19 protein-coding genes and 1 tRNA gene are annotated in these 16,290 nt (G+C 66.8%); 15 read left to right on the top strand and 5 right to left on the bottom strand.

Annotated features, from left to right (window positions below):
• Nucleotides 1-87 precede the first annotated feature (87 nt).
• A tRNA-Ile gene (locus F3H32_RS06770) sits at nucleotides 88-163 on the top strand.
• A gap of 45 nt (nucleotides 164-208) precedes the next feature.
• On the opposite strand, the gene F3H32_RS06765 is transcribed toward F3H32_RS06770, so the two are convergent.
• A complete protein-coding gene (locus tag F3H32_RS06765; protein WP_149765170.1) occupies nucleotides 209-949 on the bottom strand; it encodes an N-formylglutamate amidohydrolase in 741 nt (246 codons plus the stop codon).
• A 120-nt stretch (nucleotides 950-1,069) separates the two neighbouring features.
• Between F3H32_RS06765 and pyk the strand changes: the two genes are divergently transcribed.
• The 9 genes from pyk to pheT all read left to right on the top strand — a co-directional run bounded on the left by pyk (nucleotide 1,070) and on the right by pheT (nucleotide 9,852).
• The gene (gene pyk, locus F3H32_RS06760) at nucleotides 1,070-2,515 is read left to right on the top strand and encodes a pyruvate kinase (protein ID WP_149765169.1); all 1,446 of its coding nucleotides are present in this window, start codon (nucleotides 1,070-1,072) and stop codon (nucleotides 2,513-2,515) included.
• Between the two features lie 40 nt (nucleotides 2,516-2,555).
• The gene (locus F3H32_RS06755; RefSeq protein ID WP_188128609.1) at nucleotides 2,556-2,879 is read left to right on the top strand and encodes a hypothetical protein; all 324 of its coding nucleotides are present in this window, start codon (nucleotides 2,556-2,558) and stop codon (nucleotides 2,877-2,879) included.
• A 109-nt stretch (nucleotides 2,880-2,988) separates the two neighbouring features.
• Nucleotides 2,989-3,189 (top strand): 50S ribosomal protein L35, encoded by a 201-nt coding sequence (gene rpmI, locus F3H32_RS06750; RefSeq protein ID WP_115754184.1) that lies wholly within the window; start codon nucleotides 2,989-2,991, stop codon nucleotides 3,187-3,189.
• Nucleotides 3,190-3,201: 12 nt separating this feature from the next.
• Nucleotides 3,202-3,561 carry a 50S ribosomal protein L20 gene (rplT, locus tag F3H32_RS06745; protein WP_011748559.1) on the top strand — a complete coding sequence of 120 codons (360 nt, stop codon included), beginning with the start codon at nucleotides 3,202-3,204 and terminating at the stop codon, nucleotides 3,559-3,561.
• A gap of 198 nt (nucleotides 3,562-3,759) precedes the next feature.
• Entirely contained in the window at nucleotides 3,760-5,121 is a 1,362-nt protein-coding gene (locus F3H32_RS06740) for a cytochrome P450 (RefSeq protein WP_149765168.1), read from the top strand.
• 31 nt (nucleotides 5,122-5,152) lie between these two features.
• Nucleotides 5,153-5,497 carry an arsenate reductase family protein gene (locus tag F3H32_RS06735; RefSeq protein ID WP_115754187.1) on the top strand — a complete coding sequence of 115 codons (345 nt, stop codon included), beginning with the start codon at nucleotides 5,153-5,155 and terminating at the stop codon, nucleotides 5,495-5,497.
• A gap of 59 nt (nucleotides 5,498-5,556) precedes the next feature.
• Complete coding sequence (pheS, locus tag F3H32_RS06730; protein ID WP_149765167.1) at nucleotides 5,557-6,639, top strand: phenylalanine--tRNA ligase subunit alpha; 1,083 nt, start codon at nucleotides 5,557-5,559, stop codon at nucleotides 6,637-6,639.
• Entirely contained in the window at nucleotides 6,636-7,247 is a 612-nt protein-coding gene (locus tag F3H32_RS06725; protein WP_149765166.1) for a hypothetical protein, read from the top strand. Before pheS ends, F3H32_RS06725 begins: the two co-directional genes overlap by 4 nt.
• Before the next feature lie 217 nt (nucleotides 7,248-7,464).
• The gene (pheT, locus tag F3H32_RS06720) at nucleotides 7,465-9,852 is read left to right on the top strand and encodes a phenylalanine--tRNA ligase subunit beta (protein ID WP_149765165.1); all 2,388 of its coding nucleotides are present in this window, start codon (nucleotides 7,465-7,467) and stop codon (nucleotides 9,850-9,852) included.
• A 39-nt stretch (nucleotides 9,853-9,891) separates the two neighbouring features.
• On the opposite strand, the gene F3H32_RS06715 is transcribed toward pheT, so the two are convergent.
• Both F3H32_RS06715 and F3H32_RS06710 read right to left on the bottom strand, forming a co-directional pair.
• Entirely contained in the window at nucleotides 9,892-10,494 is a 603-nt protein-coding gene (locus tag F3H32_RS06715) for a sulfotransferase family 2 domain-containing protein (protein ID WP_188128608.1), read from the bottom strand.
• 72 nt (nucleotides 10,495-10,566) lie between these two features.
• Complete coding sequence (locus tag F3H32_RS06710; RefSeq protein WP_149765189.1) at nucleotides 10,567-11,268, bottom strand: glutathione S-transferase C-terminal domain-containing protein; 702 nt, start codon at nucleotides 11,266-11,268, stop codon at nucleotides 10,567-10,569.
• A 96-nt stretch (nucleotides 11,269-11,364) separates the two neighbouring features.
• On the opposite strand from F3H32_RS06710, the gene mscL reads away from it, so the two are divergent.
• Together mscL and F3H32_RS06700 are read left to right on the top strand one after the other, a co-directional pair.
• On the top strand, nucleotides 11,365-11,802 hold the full coding sequence (gene mscL, locus F3H32_RS06705) for a large conductance mechanosensitive channel protein MscL (protein WP_149765163.1): 438 nt from the start codon (nucleotides 11,365-11,367) through the stop codon (nucleotides 11,800-11,802).
• Between the two features lie 123 nt (nucleotides 11,803-11,925).
• Nucleotides 11,926-12,384, top strand: coding sequence for an Lrp/AsnC family transcriptional regulator (locus tag F3H32_RS06700; RefSeq protein ID WP_181900483.1), 459 nt, complete (start codon nucleotides 11,926-11,928; stop codon nucleotides 12,382-12,384).
• A gap of 90 nt (nucleotides 12,385-12,474) precedes the next feature.
• Here F3H32_RS06700 and rpsU read toward each other — a convergent pair whose 3' ends face one another.
• Nucleotides 12,475-12,681 (bottom strand): 30S ribosomal protein S21, encoded by a 207-nt coding sequence (gene rpsU / locus F3H32_RS06695; RefSeq protein ID WP_011748553.1) that lies wholly within the window; start codon nucleotides 12,679-12,681, stop codon nucleotides 12,475-12,477.
• Nucleotides 12,682-12,806: 125 nt separating this feature from the next.
• Here rpsU and F3H32_RS06690 point away from each other — a divergent pair, with 125 nt between their 5' ends.
• Complete coding sequence (locus F3H32_RS06690) at nucleotides 12,807-13,493, top strand: COQ9 family protein (protein WP_149765162.1); 687 nt, start codon at nucleotides 12,807-12,809, stop codon at nucleotides 13,491-13,493.
• Nucleotides 13,494-13,504: 11 nt separating this feature from the next.
• Nucleotides 13,505-14,482, top strand: coding sequence for an NAD(P)H-quinone oxidoreductase (locus F3H32_RS06685; RefSeq protein WP_149765188.1), 978 nt, complete (start codon nucleotides 13,505-13,507; stop codon nucleotides 14,480-14,482).
• A 230-nt stretch (nucleotides 14,483-14,712) separates the two neighbouring features.
• Here the strand turns inward: F3H32_RS06685 and F3H32_RS06680 are convergent, their stop codons facing one another.
• Nucleotides 14,713-15,339, bottom strand: a complete 627-nt coding sequence (locus F3H32_RS06680; RefSeq protein WP_149765161.1) for a ribonuclease T2 family protein — start codon at nucleotides 15,337-15,339, stop codon at nucleotides 14,713-14,715.
• A gap of 161 nt (nucleotides 15,340-15,500) precedes the next feature.
• Here F3H32_RS06680 and F3H32_RS06675 point away from each other — a divergent pair, with 161 nt between their 5' ends.
• The gene (locus F3H32_RS06675) at nucleotides 15,501-16,247 is read left to right on the top strand and encodes a DUF1013 domain-containing protein (RefSeq protein WP_149765160.1); all 747 of its coding nucleotides are present in this window, start codon (nucleotides 15,501-15,503) and stop codon (nucleotides 16,245-16,247) included.
• The last annotated feature ends 43 nt before the right edge of the window (nucleotides 16,248-16,290 follow it).

Below are 16,290 nucleotides of genomic sequence, written 5' to 3'. Positions count from 1 at the left end.
AGGCGGCCCGACCCCCGACGCATCCCCCGGCCGGGGCGATCCTGCCTTGACGAAGCGCCCCGGCTCGATCCATGGTGGCGCCGTTCGGGGCCTGTAGCTCAATGGTCAGAGCAGGGCGCTCATAACGCCTTGGTTGGGGGTTCGAGTCCCTCCGGGCCTACCACCCCATCCCGTTCCGTCACGTCCACACTGTCGCGGTCCCCCCGCCTTAAACCCCCTGCCGGTCCAGGAACCCCGCCAGCACCGCGGCCAGGCGGTCGGCCCATAGCTGCTGGCCCGCGACGTCTGCGATCAGGTCGTTCCTGACCTCGACCAGCACGTTCGGGCGGCCATGCGCCAGGGCGTGGCGGTCGATGGAATCGCCCTCCAGATGACCGGAATAGGGTTCGTTCTCGCCGGTGATCCAGCCCAGGTCGCGGCATTCGCGTACCAGGGCCGGGCCCAGCCGCTTGTCGCGATGCGAATAAAGCACCCCCACCGCCCACGGCCGCCGCGGCCGGCCGCGCAATTGCCGGGTAAAGCTGTGGATGGCGCAGATCGCCCGGCGCGGATGCCGGGCGGCAAGCGCGGCATAGGCGGTGTGATAGGGCCGATAAAGCCGGTCGAGCCGCTTTTCGCGCTCGGCCGCGTCAAGGCGGCGATTGGCGGGGATCACCGTGCCGTCATAGATGCGCATCACCAGCGTCGGGTCGTCCTCGCCCCGGTTGGGGTCGATCACCAGCCGCGAGAAATCCGACAGGATCGCCGGCGCCTCCAGCCGCCGGGCCAGCGCGCGCGCCAGTCCCGCCGCGCCTACGTCATAGGCGATGTGGCGCGCCATGTCGGCGGGCGCGATGCCCAGCTCGCCGCCGCCCACCCATTCGGGGACGCGGTTCGTCGCATGGTCGCAGGTGATCAGCCAGCGCGAGGGCCGGTCCGCTCCGATCGTCGAATAAGGTTGCTGCGTCATTCGTCCATGGCCTTTCCGCAGCAAGCTTTAGGCAATCGCAAACCCAAGCACCAGTTGCCGCAGCCCGAGCGATAGGCCATAAACGCGTCGACGATAGCGCAAACACGCACGGAGAAACGGATGAGACGGCATCGCAAGGTCAAGATCGTGGCAACCCTGGGACCGGCATCCAGCGATTCCGCCACCATCCGCGCCCTTTTCGAGGCCGGGGCGGACGTGTTCCGCCTGAACATGAGCCATGGCACGCATGACGAACAGCGCGCCCGCTATGAGATCATCCGCCGGATCGAGGCCGAATCGGGCCGCCCCATCGCGGTGCTGGCCGATCTGCAAGGGCCCAAGCTGCGCGTCGGGACCTTTGCCGACGGGCCGCATGACCTGGCCGAAGGCCAGTCCTTCCGCTTCGACCTGGATGCGACGCCGGGCGACGGCACCCGCGTCCAGTTGCCGCATCCCGAGATATTTGCCGCGCTGGAAACCGGCGCGGAACTGCTGGTCAATGACGGCAAGATCCGCTTGCAGGTCACGAATTGCGGCGCGGATTTCGCCGACTGCCGGGTGACGGCGGGGGGCGCGATTTCCAACCGCAAGGGGGTGAACGTGCCCGATGTGGTGCTGCCGCTGGCGGCGCTGTCGGACAAGGACCGCGACGACCTGGAATTCGCCTGCGAGATCGGCGTGGACTGGCTGGCGCTGTCCTTTGTCCAGCGCCCCGAGGACGTGATCGAGGCCCGCGACCTGGCCCGCGGCCGCGCCGCCATCCTGTCCAAGATCGAAAAGCCCGCCGCGGTGCGCGCGTTTTCCGAAATCCTGAAAGTCTCGGACGGGATCATGGTGGCGCGGGGCGACCTGGGGGTGGAACTGCCGGTGCATTCGGTGCCGCCGATCCAGAAGCGGCTGGTGCGCGCCTGCCGTTCGGCGGCCAAGCCGGTGATCGTGGCCACGCAGATGCTGGAATCCATGATCGAAAGCCCGATGCCGACCCGCGCCGAGGTCTCGGACGTCGCCACCGCGATCTACGAGGGCGCCGATGCGGTGATGCTTTCGGCCGAAAGCGCCGCCGGCGCCTATCCGGTCGAGGCGGTCGCCACCATGGACAACGTCGCCCGCTCGGTCGAAAGCGACCCGACCTATCGCGACATCATCGAAAGTTCGCGCAGCGCCAAGCGCCAGACGGTGGCCGATGCGATCGTCGCCGCCGCGCGCGAGATCGCCGAGACCACGGATATTTCCTGCATTTGCGCCTATACCCAGTCGGGCACCACCGCCAGCCTGACGGCGCGCGAGCGGCCGCGGGTGCCGATCGTCGCCATGTCCTCGGAACAGGGGACACTGCGCCGGCTGTGCCTGACCTGGGGGACGCATTGCGTGCAGACGCCTTCGCTGGAACGCTTCAAGCAGGCGGTGGTGAATGCGGCCAAGGCGGCGCGCGATTTCGGCTTTGCCGACGAGTCGAACCAGATCGTCGTCATGGCCGGCGTGCCCTTCAACGTGCCCGGTTCGACCAATATCCTGCGCATCGCGCCCTGCGACGAACGCTTGATCTATCGCACCGATCCGGAATAAGGCGCGGGACCAGACAGATCCGCAACGAAAAGGTGATGCGATGATCGACATCCTGCTGCTGGCCGGCGTGGCGCTGTGCGCGCTTTCGGTCCTTTTGGCCATCGTCTCGGTGGCGCGCACGCAGGCGCCGCGCGGGGCGGCCATCCTGCTGGTCCTGGGCATCGTGCTGATGTTCGCGGCGGCCTGGCTGGATCAGCGGCCCTTCGGCCTGCATTCGGTGCAGGAAAGCTGGCAGCGGCTGGTGAACGGGCAGGTGACGGTGGGTGCCGATCCGGTCACGGCGCCGGCGCCGGAGACCGCCCCCGAGGCACCGGCCCAGACTGCACCGGCCCAGACCACACCGGCCGAGGCGCCTGGCCAATAGTGCTTGCCAATTCCTGCCTGCCCGCTTATAGGGCACGCTTCCAGCCCGCGCGTCCGGCCGAGATGGCATTGCCGAGTCGCGCGTTCACTCTGACCGCAAGGAGAGTAAAATGCCGAAGATGAAGACGAAAGCGGCCGCCAAGAAGCGGTTCTCGATGACGGCCACGGGCAAGGTCAAGGCCGGCCCGGCCGGCAAGCGCCACGGCATGATCAAGCGCTCGACGAAATTCATCCGCGATGTGACCGGGACCATGATCCTGTCCGATGCGGACGCGAAGATCGTCAAGAAATACATGCCTTATAACCGCTAAGGAGAACCGGATATGGCACGAGTCAAATCGGGTAAGATCACCCACGCCCGCCACAAGAAGGTTCTGGACGCGGCGAAAGGCTATTACGGCAACCGTTCGCGCAACTTCCGCACCGCGACCCAGGCCGTCGACAAGGCCAACCAGTATGCGACCCGCGACCGCAAGACGCGCAAGCGCAACTTCCGCGCGCTGTGGATCCAGCGCATCAACGCCGCCGTCCGCGCCGTCGATGCCGAGATGACCTATTCGCGCTTCATCGCCGCGCTGGCGAAAGCCGGGATCGAGGTGGACCGCAAGGTCCTGGCCGACCTGGCCGTGCATGAGCCCGAGGCCTTTGCCGCCGTGGTCGCCCAGGCGAAAGCCGCCGCCTGAATCCAGGCGAGAAGCTGAACCGACAAGGCCCGCGTCGAAAGGCGCGGGTTTTTTCGTCGCGGCGCCCGATCGGCAAGCCGGGCAGGGGGCTTTGCCCCCGCGCCGGGCCAGCCCGGCGTTCCCCCAGGATATTTGGACACGAAAGAAGCCGGGAACGCCGCGAGGGAACTTCGCGCCTTGTTGCGGGTTCTGCCGCCGATGTCCCTGGATCAATCGCCTGTCCGCTATCCTGCCCGCGTGGCCCTGCATCGCCAGCCGATGGGGGTGATCGCCAGCGCCGTGACCGCGCAGCGCAATGTGCTGGAACTGATCCCCGAGATCGCCACCCGCCAGCCCATGGTTTCGGGCAAGACCGGCAAGCGCTGGCACATGGTGATGGAGCCCCAGGCGCTGTGCCGGATCCTGAAGGACCGGGTGGAGGATTATCCGAAATCGCTGGTCACCCGGCTGATCCTGGAGCCGGCCATCGGCGATTCCCTGTTCGTGGCCGAGGGTGCGCATTGGCGCTGGCAGCGGCTGGCCGCCGCGCCGGCCTTTGCGCAGCGCCATGTCGAGGCGCTGGGGCCGGTGATGACCGCCGCCGCCGAAGCCAGCGCCCGGCGGCTGGTGGCGGCGCGCGGGCCGGTCGATGTCTTCGCCGAGACCGTGGCGGCGACGTTCGAGGTGATTTCGGACGTGACCTTTTCCGGCGGCGAGGGCTTTGACCGTGACGCGGTGCATCGGGCCATCGACGCCTATATCGCCGGGGCGGCGCGGATTTCCCTGTTGGACATCCTGGGCTTGCCGGGGTGGATTCCGCGCCCCGGCCGGCTGTTTTCAGGCAGCGACCTGCGCCGGATGAAGCGTGTCGCCGACGATGCGATCCGCGCCCGCGTCCGTTCCGGGCCGCGTCCGGTGCCGGACCTGCTGGACCTGCTGCGCGCCGGCGAGGATCCCGAAACCCATCGCCGCATGAGCCCGGCCGAGCTGCGCGACAACCTGCTGACCTTTATCGTCGCCGGGCATGAAACCACCGCGCTGACGCTGGCCTGGGCGCTTTACCTGCTGGCCTTTGACGCGCAGGTCCAGGATCGCGCCGCCGACGAGGCGGTCGCGGCGCTGGGCGGCCGGGCCGCGACCGCCGCCGACCTGCCGCGCCTGCCCTATATCCGGCAGGTGGTCGAAGAGGCGCTGCGGCTTTACCCGCCCGCGGCCTTTCTGTCGCGCACCGCCCGCGTCCATGACAGGCTTGGCGGTCGCGAGGTGCGGCCGGGCGACACCATCATGCTGCCGATCTATGCGCTGCACCGCCATCATATGCTTTGGGACGATCCCGACCGCTTTGACCCCGACCGCTTTGCCCCCGGCGTGACCCGCGACCGTTTCGCGTTCCTGCCTTTTGGCGCCGGTCCCCGCATCTGCATCGGCGCCAGCTTCGCCTTGCAAGAGGCGGTGATCATCCTGGCCACGCTGGTGTCGCGCCTGCGCTTCGAGTTGACCGGGCGCCCGCCGCAGCCGCGCATGATCCTGACCCTGCGGCCGCAGGGCGGGGTCTGGCTGCGGGTCGCGGAACGGTCTTGAAAGCCCGGGCGGGCCGCGGCACAGTCGGACCATGATCACCATCTATCACAAGCCGACCTGCTCGACCTCGCGCAAGGTCTTGCAGATGATCCGCGATGCGGGCCACGAGCCCGAGATCGTCGATTATGCCCGCGAGGGCTGGACCCGCGGCCAGCTTCTGGGCCTGTTTGCCGCCGCCGACCTCACCCCGCGCCAGGCGCTGCGGGTCAAGGGCACCGATGCCGCGCAACGTGGCCTGCCGGATGCCGGCGACGCGGACATACTGGCCGCCATGGTCGAGAACCCCCTGCTGGTCGAGCGCCCCTTTGTCTGCGGCCCCGGCGGCGTGCGGCTGTGCCGTCCGGCCGAGCTTGTGGCGGAAACCTTCGCCCGCTGAGGCTTTTCCCGGCGGCCACCGCGTGCTATCGGCGCAGGCAAACCGCAAGGAAGCCTGCCATGTCCGATCTGACTCCTCTTCGCCAGTCCTATCTCGACCGCATCGCGACCGCCGCCGACAGCGACGCGCTGGAGCAGGTGCGCCTGGCCGCCCTTGGCAAGAAGGGCGAGATCAGCGGCATGATGAAGGAACTGGGCCGGATGACGCCCGAAGAGCGCCAGACCACCGGCGCCGCCCTGAACCGTCTGAAGGACGAGATCGACGCCGCGCTGCGCGCCCGCAAGCAGGGGCTGGAGGATGCGGCGCTGGACGCGCGGCTGAAACAGGAATGGCTGGACGTGACCCTGCCCGGCCGGCCGCGGCCGCAGGGCAGCATCCACCCGATCAGCCAGGTCACGGAAGAAGTCACCGCGATCTTTGCCGATATGGGTTTCCGCGTCGCCGAGGGGCCGCAGATCGAAAGCGACTGGTTCAATTTCGACGCGCTGAACATCCCGCCCGAGCATCCCGCCCGGCAAGAGCATGACACCTTCTTCATGGCGCGCGCCCAGGGCGACCCGCGCCCGCCGCATGTGCTGCGCACCCATACCTCGCCGGTGCAGATCCGCGCCATGCAGGCGACGGGCGCGCCGATCCGGGTGATCTGCCCCGGCCGGGTCTATCGCATGGACATGGACCAGACCCATACGCCGATGTTCCACCAGGTCGAGGGGCTGGCGCTGGGCAAGGGCATCTCGATGGCGAACCTGAAATGGACGCTTGAGGAGTTCTGCCGCGCCTTCTTCGAGGTGGATCAGGTCGAACTGCGTTTCCGCGCCAGCCATTTCCCCTTTACCGAGCCTTCGGCCGAGGTCGATATCCGCTGTTCCTGGGAGGGCGGCAAACTGACCATCGGCCAGGGGGAAAGCTGGCTGGAAATCCTGGGCTCGGGCATGGTGCATCCCAAGGTGCTGGCGGCGGGCGGCATCGACCCCGAGGAATGGCAGGGCTTCGCCTTCGGCATGGGCATCGACCGGATCGCGATGCTGAAATACGGCATTCCCGACCTGCGGGCATTCTTTGAAAGCGATCTGCGCTGGCTGCGGCATTATGGATTCGCAGCGGGGGATGTGCCGAGCGTCAGCGGTGGTTTGTCGCGGTGAGTGACGCCCCTTCGGTTGGTCGGACCGAGGAGTATGATTTCTCCGGGGCGCTGACGCGGATATGGACGATCGGGGGGATTGCCATATCTGTATCTGCCTTTTCTGTAGGCATAAAGACGGCACTTGTCACCGCGGCCGTTCCAAAGCTCAGCCCCGAAATGCAAGAGCCCTGGTTGATCGCGGTTGCACTGATGGCTCTGTCTTTGCCCGCCATGACGTTTTTCACGGTGGTTCTTTTCCTAGATCTGCGCAAGCTCTGGCAGGTTCTCATTATGCCTCGTTCACAACGCCCTGTCGGCAGGATGATCGGCGAACTGGACCTGACCATAGCCGTGCTTTTTGGCGCGATATCGGCGTCCTGGGGTGTGATTCACGTTTCTGCTTCGTGGTTCAATCTTGTCTTCCCCGGTGCGGTTGTAGGTATTGCACGGCATGTATTGCTGAACCCCGAGAATCGCGCTTATTTTTCCTTTACAGTATTTGCCGTTACATTTTCTGCTCTGGCTTTTGGCGGAACCGAAAACAGGTATTTACGCGCGTTTTTTCAGCTCTGCTTTATTCTGGTTTGCTGCGGGCTACTGGTTTTTTGGGCCGACCTTCTTCTTTAGTCGCAGAGTGCTCTTCGCGATTGGTCACCGTAAGAATCGTTTCTTCGCCGGTGCGACGCAATACCCGCTTGCTAAGAAACCTGCGTGTAGCCGCGACCGCGCATGGGCGAAGTTTGTCGTCGGGTCGCGACAAGGGGCCTGCGCATCCGGCCCCACCACCCTACCAATCCGCTGCGCCATGCGCTAAGGGACGCGCAAACGTGACGGAGCCGCGCTCATGAAATTCACCCTCTCCTGGCTCAAGGAGCATCTCGACACCACGGCCAGCCTCGATGAGATTACCGAGGCGCTGACCGACCTTGGCCTCGAAGTCGAGGGCGTGGCCGATCCGGCCGCCAAGCTCGGGACCTTTACCCTGGCCAAGGTTCTGCATGCCGAGCAGCATCCCGATGCCGACCGGCTGCGGGTCTGCCGCGTCATCACCGACGAGGGCGAGAAGCAGATCGTCTGCGGCGCCCCGAACGCCCGCGCCGGCATCACCGTGGTGCTGGCCAAGCCCGGCGACTACGTTCCGGGCATCGACACCACGCTGGGCGTCGGCAAGATCCGCGGCGTCGAAAGCCATGGCATGATGGCCTCGGAACGCGAGTTGGAACTGTCGGAAGAGCATGACGGCATCATCGAACTACCCTCGGGCGAGGTGGGGGACAGGTTCGTCGACTGGCTGGCCGCGAACCGGCCCGAGGCGGTCGATCCGGTGATCGAGATCAAGATCACCCCGAACCGCCCCGACGCGCTGGGCGTCCATGGCGTCGCCCGCGACCTTGCCGCGCGCGGGCTGGGCCGGCTGAAGCCGGTCGTGGACGTGACCGTGCCGGGCAGCTTTGCCTCGCCCATCAAGGTGACGATCGCGCCCGAGATGGCGGAAAAGGCGCCGTTCTTCAGCGGCCGGCTGATCCGCGGGGTCAGGAACGGGCCGTCGCCGGACTGGCTGCAAAAGCGGCTGGCCGCCATCGGGCTGCGGCCGATCAACGCCCTGGTGGACATCACCAATTTCTTCACCTTCGACCTGAACCGGCCGCTGCATGTCTTCGATGCCGACAAGGTCAGGGGCGATCTGACCGTGCGTCCCTCGGCCGAGGGCGAGGAAATGCTGGCGCTGGACGGCAAGACCTATGCCTTTCCTGCCGGCACCATGATCATCGCCGATGAGGCCGGCCCGGAAAGCATCGCCGGCATCATGGGCGGCGAGCATTCCGGCTGTTCCGACGAGACGGTCAACGTCTTCCTGGAAAGCGCCTATTGGGATCCCATCGCCATCGCCACGGCGGGTCGGGCGCTGAAGATCAGTTCCGACGCCCGCTATCGCTTTGAACGCGGCGCGGACCCGGCCTTTACCCGGCCGGGACTGGAACTGGCGACGCAGATGATCCAGGAGCTTTGCGGCGGCGAGGCCTCCGAGGTGGTGACGGCGGGCGCGGTGCCCGACACCAGCCGCAGCTACCGGCTGGAGCCGGCGCGGGTCAGCAGCCTGGTCGGCATGGACATCCCCGAGGCCGAGCAGCGCGCGACGCTGACTGCGCTGGGTTTCCGGCTGGAGGGCGACCAGGCATTCGTGCCCGGCTGGCGCCCCGACGTCCAAGGCAGCGCCGATCTGGTCGAGGAGGTGGCGCGCATCGCCAGCCTGTCGAAGCTGCAAGGCCAGCCGCTGCCGCGCCCGCAGGCGGGCGTTCCGCAGCCGGTGCTGACGCCCTTGCAGCGCCGCGAACAGGCGGCGCGGCGCATGGCGGCGAGCTTGGGCTATAACGAATGCGTCACCTACAGCTTCATCGACGCGCAGGCGGCGGCGCTGTTCGGCGGCGGTGCGGATGCCGTCCGCATCGAGAACCCGATCAGCAGCGAGATGACGCATATGCGCCCCGACCTGCTGCCCGGCCTGCTGGCGGCGGCGGCGAGGAACCAGGCGCGCGGCTTTGCCGACCTGGCGCTGTTCGAATGTGGCCCGATCTTTTCGGGCGGCGAACCGGGCGAGCAGGACCTGCATCTGTCGGGGATTCTGGTCGGGGCCAATGCGGCGCGCGACCCCTATGCCTCGCGGCGCAAGGTGGACATCTACGACGCCAAGGCCGATGCCGAAGCGGTGTTGCAGGCCATTGGCGCCCCCGCGAAAGCCCAGATCAACCGCAAGCTGGACGGCTGGTGGCATCCGGGCCGGGCGGGCAATATCGCCTTGGGGCCGAATACCCTGGCCACATTCGGCGAGATCCACCCGCGCGTGCTGCGTCATTTCGGCATCAAGGGCACGGCGGTCGGCTTTACCCTGCGCCTGGCCGCGGTGCCGCTGCCCAAGTCCAGGACGCCCTCGCGCCCGGCGCTGGTGCTGTCGGACCTGCAAGCGGTCGAGCGCGACTTCGCCTTTGTCGTGGATGGCGGCGTCGAGGCGCTGGCGCTGGTCAATGCCGCCGCGGGTGCGGACAAGGCGCTGATCGAGCGGGTGACGGTCTTTGACCAGTTCACCGGGCTGGAAGGCGGCAAGAAGTCCATCGCCATCACCGCGCGCCTGCAGCCGCGGGAAAAGACCCTGACCGATGCCGAGATCGAGGCGGTCAGCGCCAAGATCGTCGAAAAGGTCGGCAAAGCCACCGGCGGCGCGCTGCGCAGCTAAGGCGAGCCAGGGGCCGGGGTTCGCGCCCCGGCCCCCGGCTCAGCGGGTGGAATAGCCCAGCATCTCGAAATCGCGGGCGTAATGGTCGCGCACCCGAATCCGGTCCACCTGGTCCCAGGCGATCTCCAGCGGGTCGGGGCGCAGGTCATGCGGCAGGCTTTCGGGCGGGGCGATGTCCAGCCACTCCGCCATGCGGGCAAGCGGCGCCTGCAACCCGTCCTCGAAGCGAAAGGTCTCGACCTCGCTGCCCAGGAATTCCCATTGCGGGCGCAGGTGGTTGTCCAGGCAGAAGGGCTCGCGCTTCTGGCGGTTCAGCCATTCCTCAAGCCAGAGCGAGAAGATGGGCAAGCCCTTGAAGAAACCTGCCTTCGCCAGATGCGCCCGCATCCGGTATTCGCTGGCGATCCGGTCATAGGGATTGCGCACCACCGTTAACGCCTGGTCGAAATAGCCCTCGCCCAGCAGCGCGCGGATGTCCTGCATGCGCAGGTGCTGCGGCGTGCATTTCATCGCGGCGGGAATGCCTTGGCTGAACAGGCGCAGCGGCGCGATGCCCTGCATCCAGTTCTCGACCGAGGTGCCGCCGGTCTTGGGGATGTGGATGAAAAGAATACGTTTTCCGCTATACTCGATAAAGGGCATGGAACCATCCGGGCAAGTTTCCCGGACGGTCCATGAAACGCGCATCGGATGCAAGCCCTGCCGCGTGGCCGGTCAGGCGGCGCCGACCTCGATGCCCCTTTGCACCGCCGGCCGCGCCAGGAAGCGGTCCAGGTAAGCCTGGACATTGGCGAAGCCGTCCATGCCCGTTTCTGCCTCGGCCTCGTAATTCACCCGCACGGTGCGCAGCCAGGGGGCGGTCGCCATGTCGGCGATGGAATAGTCGCCGGTGATCCAGTCGCGCCCATCAAGCTGGCGGTCCAGCACGCCCAGAAGCCGCCGCGCCTCGGCATAATAGCGGTTGCGCGGGCGCGGGTCCTCGACCTCGCGGCCCTTGTAGCGGTGGAAAAAGCCGACCTGGCCGAACATCGGCCCGACCCCGCCCATCTGCCACATCAGCCACTGGATGGTGTGATAGCGCGCCGCGCCGCCGGCCGGCAGGAACTTGCCGGTCTTGTCGCCCAAATAAATCAGCATCGCCCCGGTCTCGAACAGGCCGATGGGCTGGCCGTCCGGCCCGTCCGGGTCGATCATCGCCGGGATCTTGTTGTTGGGGTTCAGCGACAGGAATTCCGGCGTCATCTGATCCTCGGGGTCGCCGATGCTGATGCGATGCGCATCGTAATCCAGCCCGCATTCCTCCAGCATGACCGAGGTCTTGATGCCGTTGGGCGTGTTCAGCGTGTAAAGCTGGATCACATCGGGGCGCCGGGGCGGCCAGCGCCGGGTGATCGGAAAGTCGGATAATGCCGTCATGTCGTTCCAGTCCAGTCCTGTCTCATGTTGCAAGGGGTTAGCGTGATGTGGCAGCCTTTGCCGGAACACGCGCAACAGGTTGGGAAAGGTAAACCCATGTTCAAGGAGTTCAAGGAGTTCATTGCCAGGGGCAATGTCATCGACCTTGCCGTCGGCATCATCATCGGCGCGGCCTTTACCGCGATCGTCAATTCTCTGGTCACGGACCTGTTGAACCCGGTCATCGGCCTGTTGACCGGCGGGACCGATTTCAGCGGGCATTACATCGTTCTCAAGGGCGAGGTTCCGCCCGGCGCCAGCTTGCAGGCCGCACGGGATTCCGGCGCCTCGGTCTTTGCCTATGGCGCCTTTCTTTCGGCGATCATCAACTTCCTGATCATCGCCTGGGCGGTGTTCCTGCTGGTCAAAGGGGTGAACCGGATCCAGACCGCCACCCGCCGCAAGCAAGAGGCCGAGGAAGCCGCCCCGGCCGGCCCCACGCAAGAGGAGCTGCTGGCCCAGATCCGCGACGAACTGCGGGCGCAACGCGCATGATCCGCCCGCCCGCCGCAGAACGGCCGGACGTCGCCTTGGGCCTGACGCTGCAAGCGGGCGGGGCCGTGGCCGGGAAAGCTTGCGGCGCTTGGCGCGGCGGCAAGGCAGGGAAGCGTCGCGATGATCGAACTTGACGCCACGGACCGCCGCATCCTGTCGGTGCTGCAACGCGACGGGCGGCGGACCAATGCCGATCTGGCGGCCGAGGTCGGGCTTTCCCCCAGCGCCTGCCACCGCCGCGTGCAGCGGCTGGAAGAGGCCGGGGTGATCCGCGGCTATGTCGCGCTGCTGGACGCGCGCAAGCTGGAGCGTCCGACCACGGTCTTTGTCGAGATCACGCTATCGGGCCAGGCCGACGAGTTGCTGGAGGCGTTCGAACGCGCGGTGCGCACCATCCCGGACGTGCTGGAATGCCACCTCATGGCCGGCTCGGCCGACTACCTGCTGAAGGTGGTGGCCCAGGATACCGACGATTTTGCCCGCATCCACCGGCAAAGACTGGCCAAGCTGCCGGGGGTCCAGCAGATGCATTCGTCGTTTTCGCTGCGCACGGTGGCGCAGACCACGGCGCTGCCGGTGTGAATGTGGCCCTGGGTGTGAATATGGCCTGGGTGAATGAAAAACCCCCGCGCGCTGCACGGGGGTTTTCCTGAAACGAACGTGTCGCTCGTCTTACAGCGCGCCTTCGCGTTGGGCCTTTTTACGGGCCAGCTTGCGGGCGCGGCGGACGGCCTCGGCCTTTTCACGGGCCTTCTTGACCGAGGGTTTCTCGAAATGCTGCTTGAGCTTCATTTCACGGAACACCCCCTCGCGCTGAAGTTTTTTCTTCAGAGCACGAAGCGCCTGTTCGACGTTGTTGTCGCGAACACTTACCTGCATGTGGTTGTCACCACCTTCCTAGGTTAAAGTTGAGCAGATTTGCAGGACGCGGCCTTCTAGCAAGCCGAATCGGCTTTGTCCAGATTTTCTGGACCCGCGCTGCGCGAAGAAAAAAGGAGAGTGCCATGACGGATGACCGCGAGCGGCTGATCGAGGCCGCCCTGTCCCATGTCGTCTTCGAGGGCATGGGCGACAAGGCCATTGCCGAGGGCGCGCGCGACATTGGCATGGACCCGGCGCTGGCGCGCGTGCATCTGCCGCGCGGCGGGGCGGATCTTGCCGCCGCCTATCATCGCCGGGGCGATGATGCGCTGCGCCACTGGATCGCGGCGCACCCGCCCGAGGGCCGGTTCCGCGACCGCATCTCGGCGGCGGTGATGCAGCGGCTGTCGCTCAGCAACCGCGAGCTTGCGCGGGCAGGGGCGGCGGTGCTGGCGCTGCCGCAGAACGCCGGCCTGGGCGCGCGCCTGATCTGGGAGACTGCGGATGCGGTCTGGGACGGGCTTGGCGACCGCTCCGAGGACGTGAACTGGTATTCCAAGCGCGCGACCCTGTCCGCGGTCTATGGCGCGACGGTGCTTTACTGGCTTGGCGACGATTCGCCCGAGGCCGAGGATACCCGCCAATTCCTGGACCGCCGCATCCAGGGCGTGATGCGCTTTGAAAGCTTCAAGGAGCGGGTCGGCGGGTTGCCGGGGGTCTCGGCGATGGCCGGCCTTGCAACGGGCTGGATCAGGCGGCCGGAAAATCGCAATCTGCCCGGAGCGTTGCGCGCAGACAGGCGGGCACGGACACAAGGAGGCGATGGTTGATTCCCGATGTGATGCAGGCGGTCGAAATCTCATCTCCGGGCGGGGCAGAGGTTCTGCGGCCCGTGACGCGGCCCGTCCCGGTGGCCGGCCAGGGCCATATCCTGATTCGCATCGCCTGGGCGGGCGTGAACCGTCCCGACGTGTTGCAGCGCGCCGGCGCCTATGCACCGCCGCCGGGTGCGTCGGATCTGCCGGGGCTGGAATGCGCGGGGCAGGTCGTCTCGGTCGGGCCGGGGGTGACGCGCTGGAAGCCCGGCGACCGGGTCTGCGCGCTGCTGCCGGGCGGCGGCTATGCCGAATATGCGACCTGCCCGGCCGAACATGCGCTGGCGGTTCCCCAGGGCATGACGCTGCGCGAGGCCGCGGCGCTGCCCGAAACCGCCTTTACCGTCTGGTCCAATGTCGTCATGCGCGGCGGCCTGCGGGCGGGCGAGCGGTTCCTGGTCCATGGCGGCTCTTCGGGGATCGGCACGATGGCGATCCAGATCGGCCGTGCGCTGGGCGCGCGGGTCTGGGCCACGGCGGGCTCGGCCGAGAAATGCGCCGCCTGCGACCGGCTGGGGGCGCATGCGATCAATTATCGCCAGCAGGATTTCGTCGCCGAACTGCGCAAGGCCGGCGGCGCCGACCTGATCCTGGACATGGTGGGTGGCGACTATATCGCCCGCAACATCAAGAGCCTGGCGGATGACGGACGGCTGGTCATGATCGCCTTTCTGGCCGGACCCAAGGCCGAGATCAACTTTGCCCAGATCATGACCCGGCGCCTGACCGTGACCGGCGCGACCCTGCGGCCGCAATCCGACCTGGCCAAGGCGCGCATCGCGGCGCAACTGCACGAACATCTGTGGCCGCGGATCGAGGCGGGCGCGGTCAGGCCGATCATCGACAGCGCCTTTCCCCTGGCCCAGGCCCAGGATGCGCATCTGCGCATGGAAGGCGGCGGCCATATCGGCAAGATCCTGTTGCAGGTGTCGGCCGAGGACTGAGCCGCCATCCCCGCGTCCAGGTCGCTGGCCTCCGGCGGGGATATTTGGGCACGAAAGAAAAGCACACACCCCGCCCGCCGGAGCAAAGGGTCGGGGTGTGGCTTCTTCCGTGACGGCCATCGGCGTCCCCGCCTGTTCCGTGATTGCAGATTGGCAGGAAATCCTTGCGATTCGGTTAACGGCTTCTTTCGTGTTCAAATATCCCCGCCGGAGGCATCGCAGCCGCTCCGTCAGCGTGGCGCCGGCATCAGGAAACTGCCGGCGCAATCGCGGCTGATGTCGGGGGCGCAGGCGCGGGGGCGAAGGTCGCGGGTCAGGCAGATCCGGACCTCTTGCAAGGCGCGGTTCCGGCAGGTGACGGTGATGCCTTCTGGTGCAAGCAGGGGATTTGCCTCGATGAAGGCATCTTCGACCAGCTTGGCCGCAAGCCGGACGTCCCGGCCGATCCGCAAGTGCGGGGACAGGATGATCTGGTCCGCGGCCTGTCGAGTCAGCGCGAAATAGTCCGGCGCGGACAGGCCCGAGCAGCGGCCGTGCTTTTTCCATTGATGCCATGCCAGCCCGCCCGACCCCATGACATCCGCCATGGCTGCGGTTTCGCGATGCGTGGGGTCGCGCGCGTCGGTGCGGCAATATTCCGGCCAGCCTTGCTCGTATTGCGGCCAGAGCCCGTGGACGACGAAGCCCCGTCCGCGGCCCGCATCGCATTGCCTGGCGCCCTGGGCCTCGCCCTCGGCGCGGCACCAACTGGGCGACCAGCTCAGCGACAGCACATAGTAGTCGAACCGGCCCGGCCCGTCATTGGCCAGGGCGGCGGGCGCGGCAAGCAGAAAGGCGATCAGGGCGAGCAGTTTCATGCCGGCGAACCTAGCGCGGGCATCGGTTGCGCGCCACGAATTTCAGGCTTTATTTTGGGCTCTGCCGAGAGTATATAGCCCGTCACTCCCCCCGAAAATGGAATGGCGTCTGCCGAAAGCCGTTTTCCCCGGCCGGAAGAGATATTGTTAAGGAGAAGGTCATGAACAAGCCGCTGATGGCCAAGGCCACTGCCGTCTGGCTGGTCGACAATACCACGCTCAGCTTCAAGCAGATCGCCGATTTCTGTGGCATGCACGAGTTGGAGGTCCAGGGCGTTGCCGACGGTGACGTGGCGGTGGGCGTCAAGGGCTTCGACCCCGTCGCCTCGAACCAGCTCGACGCGTCCGAGATCGAGAAGGGGCAGAAGGATCCCCGCCACAAGCTAAAGCTCAAGCACAATCCCGCCGCCGAGGGCGAAGAGAAGCGCCGCGGCCCGCGCTATACCCCGCTGTCCAAGCGCCAGGACCGCCCGGCCGCGATCCTGTGGCTGGTCAAGTTCCATCCCGAACTGGCCGATTCGCAGATCGCCAAGCTGGTGGGCACGACCAAGCCGACCATCGCCTCGATCCGCGACCGCACGCATTGGAACATCCAGAACATCCAGCCGATCGACCCGGTGGCGCTGGGGCTGTGCCGGCAGTCCGAACTTGACGCGGCCGTGCAAAAGGCCGCCAAGCGCAAGGCGGCCGACGGCGGGGCGATGACCGACGACGAACGCCGCAAGCTGCTGTCGACCGAGACCTCGCTGGCCATGTCGGATGAGCCGCGGTTGCCGTCTTCCATCGCCGGGCTTGAGAATTTCAGCCTGACCCGCGAAGAGGAAAGCGCCAAGGACGACGATCTGGACGCCGACAGTTTCTTCAACCTGCCCGCCTCGGACGACGGGGACGAGGACGAGGATCGCTGACCGCGACCCTCCGCAAGCCCGGCTGCGGGTCCTTCCCGCGGCC

The organism is Paracoccus thiocyanatus, assembly GCF_900156255.1.
GTDB classification, from domain to species: Bacteria; Pseudomonadota; Alphaproteobacteria; order Rhodobacterales; family Rhodobacteraceae; genus Paracoccus; species Paracoccus thiocyanatus.
Note: the sequence above shows the minus strand (reverse complement) of the source record. Positions and strands in the feature narration are given on the sequence as shown.

Excerpts from the sequence above, each read along its gene's own strand:
- F3H32_RS06755 (WP_188128609.1), top strand. The coding sequence starts at position 2,556 with ATGATCGACATCCTGCTGCTGGCCGGCGTGGCGCTGTGCGCGCTTTCG.
- rpsU (WP_011748553.1), bottom strand. The coding sequence starts at position 12,681 with ATGCAGGTAAGTGTTCGCGACAACAACGTCGAACAGGCGCTTCGTGCT.
- F3H32_RS06675 (WP_149765160.1), top strand. The coding sequence starts at position 15,501 with ATGAACAAGCCGCTGATGGCCAAGGCCACTGCCGTCTGGCTGGTCGAC.
- pyk (WP_149765169.1), top strand. The coding sequence starts at position 1,070 with ATGAGACGGCATCGCAAGGTCAAGATCGTGGCAACCCTGGGACCGGCA.
- rplT (WP_011748559.1), top strand. The coding sequence starts at position 3,202 with ATGGCACGAGTCAAATCGGGTAAGATCACCCACGCCCGCCACAAGAAG.
- pheT (WP_149765165.1), top strand. The coding sequence starts at position 7,465 with ATGAAATTCACCCTCTCCTGGCTCAAGGAGCATCTCGACACCACGGCC.
- F3H32_RS06690 (WP_149765162.1), top strand. The coding sequence starts at position 12,807 with ATGACGGATGACCGCGAGCGGCTGATCGAGGCCGCCCTGTCCCATGTC.
- F3H32_RS06680 (WP_149765161.1), bottom strand. The coding sequence starts at position 15,339 with ATGAAACTGCTCGCCCTGATCGCCTTTCTGCTTGCCGCGCCCGCCGCC.
- rpmI (WP_115754184.1), top strand. The coding sequence starts at position 2,989 with ATGCCGAAGATGAAGACGAAAGCGGCCGCCAAGAAGCGGTTCTCGATG.
- F3H32_RS06740 (WP_149765168.1), top strand. The coding sequence starts at position 3,760 with ATGTCCCTGGATCAATCGCCTGTCCGCTATCCTGCCCGCGTGGCCCTG.
- pheS (WP_149765167.1), top strand. The coding sequence starts at position 5,557 with ATGTCCGATCTGACTCCTCTTCGCCAGTCCTATCTCGACCGCATCGCG.
- F3H32_RS06710 (WP_149765189.1), bottom strand. The coding sequence starts at position 11,268 with ATGACGGCATTATCCGACTTTCCGATCACCCGGCGCTGGCCGCCCCGG.
- F3H32_RS06735 (WP_115754187.1), top strand. The coding sequence starts at position 5,153 with ATGATCACCATCTATCACAAGCCGACCTGCTCGACCTCGCGCAAGGTC.
- mscL (WP_149765163.1), top strand. The coding sequence starts at position 11,365 with ATGTTCAAGGAGTTCAAGGAGTTCATTGCCAGGGGCAATGTCATCGAC.
- F3H32_RS06765 (WP_149765170.1), bottom strand. The coding sequence starts at position 949 with ATGACGCAGCAACCTTATTCGACGATCGGAGCGGACCGGCCCTCGCGC.
- F3H32_RS06715 (WP_188128608.1), bottom strand. The coding sequence starts at position 10,494 with ATGCCCTTTATCGAGTATAGCGGAAAACGTATTCTTTTCATCCACATC.
- F3H32_RS06685 (WP_149765188.1), top strand. The coding sequence starts at position 13,505 with ATGCAGGCGGTCGAAATCTCATCTCCGGGCGGGGCAGAGGTTCTGCGG.